The organism is Vibrio sp. WZ-1 (assembly GCF_052037695.1).
Lineage (GTDB): Bacteria > Pseudomonadota > Gammaproteobacteria > Enterobacterales > Vibrionaceae > Vibrio.
This window is the reverse complement of sequence record NZ_JBQEQR010000072.1, coordinates 1-3,865: the sequence shown is the minus strand read 5'-3', so window position 1 is coordinate 3,865 and position 3,865 is coordinate 1. Positions and strand designations below refer to the sequence as shown.

The 3,865-nt window shown below is 49.4% G+C and carries 3 tRNA genes and 3 rRNA genes; all 6 read right to left on the bottom strand.

Annotated elements, in window-relative coordinates:
* Positions 1–70: ribosomal RNA gene (rrf, locus tag ACTS60_RS10175) — 5S ribosomal RNA — on the bottom strand; the annotation flags it as partial.
* A gap of 157 nt (positions 71–227) precedes the next feature.
* Positions 228–3,118, bottom strand: a 23S ribosomal RNA gene (locus ACTS60_RS10170).
* 321 nt (positions 3,119–3,439) lie between these two features.
* Positions 3,440–3,515 (bottom strand) — tRNA-Val (locus tag ACTS60_RS10165).
* Between the two features lie 30 nt (positions 3,516–3,545).
* Positions 3,546–3,621, bottom strand: a tRNA-Lys gene (locus ACTS60_RS10160).
* A gap of 2 nt (positions 3,622–3,623) precedes the next feature.
* Positions 3,624–3,699: transfer RNA gene (locus tag ACTS60_RS10155), tRNA-Glu, on the bottom strand.
* An 89-nt stretch (positions 3,700–3,788) separates the two neighbouring features.
* Positions 3,789–3,865, bottom strand: a 16S ribosomal RNA gene (locus ACTS60_RS10150); the annotation flags it as partial.

Below are 3,865 nucleotides of genomic sequence, written 5' to 3'. Positions count from 1 at the left end.
GGCGCTAATTCGTTTCACTTCTGAGTTCGGAATGGAAATCAGGTGGGTCCAAATCGCTATGGTCGCCAAGCAAATTCTTTATCAATTTGCTCGCAAATTCAAACGCACTTTAGTGCGGCCCTTTAGGGTGAGATTTGCTTGCAAATCGAATAATTCGGAAAGCTGTTTTCGTTCTTAACACATTCAATGTTCTTTCATTGAGTCCATCAAAACCCCTTGGGTGTTGTATGGTTAAGCCTCACGGGCAATTAGTACAGGTTAGCTCAACGCCTCACAACGCTTACACACCCTGCCTATCAACGTTCTAGTCTCGAACAACCCTTTAGGATACTTAAAGTATCAGGGAAGACTCATCTCAGGGCTCGCTTCCCGCTTAGATGCTTTCAGCGGTTATCGATTCCGAACTTAGCTACCGGGCAATGCGTCTGGCGACACAACCCGAACACCAGAGGTTCGTCCACTCCGGTCCTCTCGTACTAGGAGCAGCCCCCTTCAATCTTCCAACGCCCACGGCAGATAGGGACCGAACTGTCTCACGACGTTCTAAACCCAGCTCGCGTACCACTTTAAATGGCGAACAGCCATACCCTTGGGACCGACTTCAGCCCCAGGATGTGATGAGCCGACATCGAGGTGCCAAACACCGCCGTCGATATGAACTCTTGGGCGGTATCAGCCTGTTATCCCCGGAGTACCTTTTATCCGTTGAGCGATGGCCCTTCCATACAGAACCACCGGATCACTATGACCTGCTTTCGCACCTGCTCGAATTGTCATTCTCGCAGTCAAGCGGGCTTATGCCATTGCACTAACCTCACGATGTCCAACCGTGATTAGCCCACCTTCGTGCTCCTCCGTTACTCTTTGGGAGGAGACCGCCCCAGTCAAACTACCCACCAGGCACTGTCCGTAACCCCGATAAGGGGTCGACGTTAGAACATCAACACTACAAGGGTGGTATTTCAAGGACGGCTCCACCAACACTGGCGTGCTGGTTTCAAAGCCTCCCACCTATCCTACACATGTAGGGTCAATGTTCAGTGCCAAGCTGTAGTAAAGGTTCACGGGGTCTTTCCGTCTAGCCGCGGGTACACTGCATCTTCACAGCGATTTCAATTTCACTGAGTCTCGGGTGGAGACAGCGTGGCCATCATTACGCCATTCGTGCAGGTCGGAACTTACCCGACAAGGAATTTCGCTACCTTAGGACCGTTATAGTTACGGCCGCCGTTTACCGGGGCTTCGATCAAGAGCTTCGACCGAAGTCTAACCCCATCAATTAACCTTCCGGCACCGGGCAGGCGTCACACCGTATACGTCATCTTACGATTTTGCACAGTGCTGTGTTTTTAATAAACAGTTGCAGCCACCTGGTATCTGCGACTCTCAATAGCTCCATCCGCGAGGGACTTCACCGTCGAGAGCGTACCTTCTCCCGAAGTTACGGTACCATTTTGCCTAGTTCCTTCACCCGAGTTCTCTCAAGCGCCTTGGTATTCTCTACCCGACCACCTGTGTCGGTTTGGGGTACGATTCCTTACAATCTGAAGCTTAGAGGCTTTTCCTGGAAGCATGGCATCAATGACTTCACTACCGTAGTAGCTCGACGTCGTGTCTCAGCCTTAAGAAGAGCCGGATTTACCTAACTCTTCAGCCTACACACTTGAACCTGGACAACCGTCGCCAGGCCCACCTAGCCTTCTCCGTCCCCCCATCGCAATTGTAAGAAGTACGGGAATATTAACCCGTTTCCCATCGACTACGCCTTTCGGCCTCGCCTTAGGGGTCGACTTACCCTGCCCCGATTAACGTTGGACAGGAACCCTTGGTCTTCCGGCGAGGAGGTTTTTCACCCCCTTTATCGTTACTCATGTCAGCATTCGCACTTCTGATACCTCCAGCATGCTTTACAACACACCTTCAACGGCTTACAGAACGCTCCCCTACCCAATGAAGTAAACTTCATTGCCGCAGCTTCGGTTTATAGCTTAGCCCCGTTACATCTTCCGCGCAGGCCGACTCGACTAGTGAGCTATTACGCTTTCTTTAAATGATGGCTGCTTCTAAGCCAACATCCTAGCTGTCTAAGCCTTCCCACATCGTTTCCCACTTAGCTATAATTTGGGACCTTAGCTGGCGGTCTGGGTTGTTTCCCTCTCCACGACGGACGTTAGCACCCGCCGTGTGTCTCCCGGATAGTACTTACTGGTATTCGGAGTTTGCAAAGGGTTGGTAAGTCGGGATGACCCCCTAGCCTTAACAGTGCTCTACCCCCAGTAGTATTCGTCCGAGGCGCTACCTAAATAGCTTTCGGGGAGAACCAGCTATCTCCAGGTTTGATTGGCCTTTCACCCCTAGCCACAAGTCATCCGCTAATTTTTCAACATTAGTCGGTTCGGTCCTCCAGTTGATGTTACTCAACCTTCAACCTGCCCATGGCTAGATCACCTGGTTTCGGGTCTATATCCAGAGACTAAGTCGCGCAGTTAACACTCGCTTTCGCTACGGCTCCCCTAGATGGTTAACCTTGCCACTGAATATAAGTCGCTGACCCATTATACAAAAGGTACGCAGTCACACCACGAAGGTGCTCCTACTGCTTGTACGTACACGGTTTCAGGTTCTATTTCACTCCCCTCACAGGGGTTCTTTTCGCCTTTCCCTCACGGTACTGGTTCACTATCGGTCAGTCAGTAGTATTTAGCCTTGGAGGATGGTCCCCCCATATTCAGACAGGATATCACGTGTCCCGCCCTACTCGATTTCACTGAATGTGCGTTGTCAACTACGGGGCTATCACCCTGTATCGCCGGACTTTCCAGACCGTTCGTCTAACGCATATAAAGCTTAAGGGCTAGTCCAATTTCGCTCGCCGCTACTTTCGGAATCTCGGTTGATTTCTTTTCCTCGGGGTACTTAGATGTTTCAGTTCCCCCGGTTCGCCTCCTGTTGCTATGTATTCACAACAGGATACTTGCTTATGCAAGTGGGTTTCCCCATTCGGAAATCCCAGACTCAAATGGTTTTTACTACCTAATCTGGGCTTATCGCAAGTTAATACGTCCTTCATCGCCTCTGACTGCCAAGGCATCCACCGTGTACGCTTAGTCACTTAACCATACAACCCGAAGGAGTTTCGAGTTGTGATAATCAAATCACCAAAGTTGTCTGCAATTTTTATACATGATGCAGACTCGATTTTGCCGGACTCAAATTCCAAGAACACTTGAATGTGTTTTATTGGTGTTTGTCATAAAGACAAACATTGAGAACTTTACAATCAACAATAAATTGTTGATTTGTCAGCTTTCCAAATTGTTAAAGAGCTATGTTTCTTCACAAGGAAGTACATTTTCTAAAGACTTTCAGAGTCGAAGATTCTAACCACATCCGTTTTATTGAAGTGGTTTGGAATTGTAATCCAAAAATACTTAGAGAATGGTGGGCGATACCGGGCTCGAACCAGTGACCCCCTGCTTGTAAGGCAGGTGCTCTCCCAACTGAGCTAATCGCCCACATAAGTTTTGATTCTTCGTGGAGAAGAATGGTGGGTCGTGCAGGATTCGAACCTGCGACCAATTGATTAAAAGTCAACTGCTCTACCAACTGAGCTAACGACCCAATGGTATCCCGTAGGGGAGTCGAACCCCTGTTACCGCCGTGAAAGGGCGGTGTCCTAGGCCTCTAGACGAACGGGACACTGGATTGAAGATATTGGGATATCTTCGTCTCTTTTACTTATAAACCGTATCAATCTGTGTGGACACTCATCGTGAGTAATCATCGTATAAGGAGGTGATCCAGCGCCAGGTTCCCCTAGCGCTACCTTGTTACGACTTCACCCCAGTCATGAACCACAAAGTGG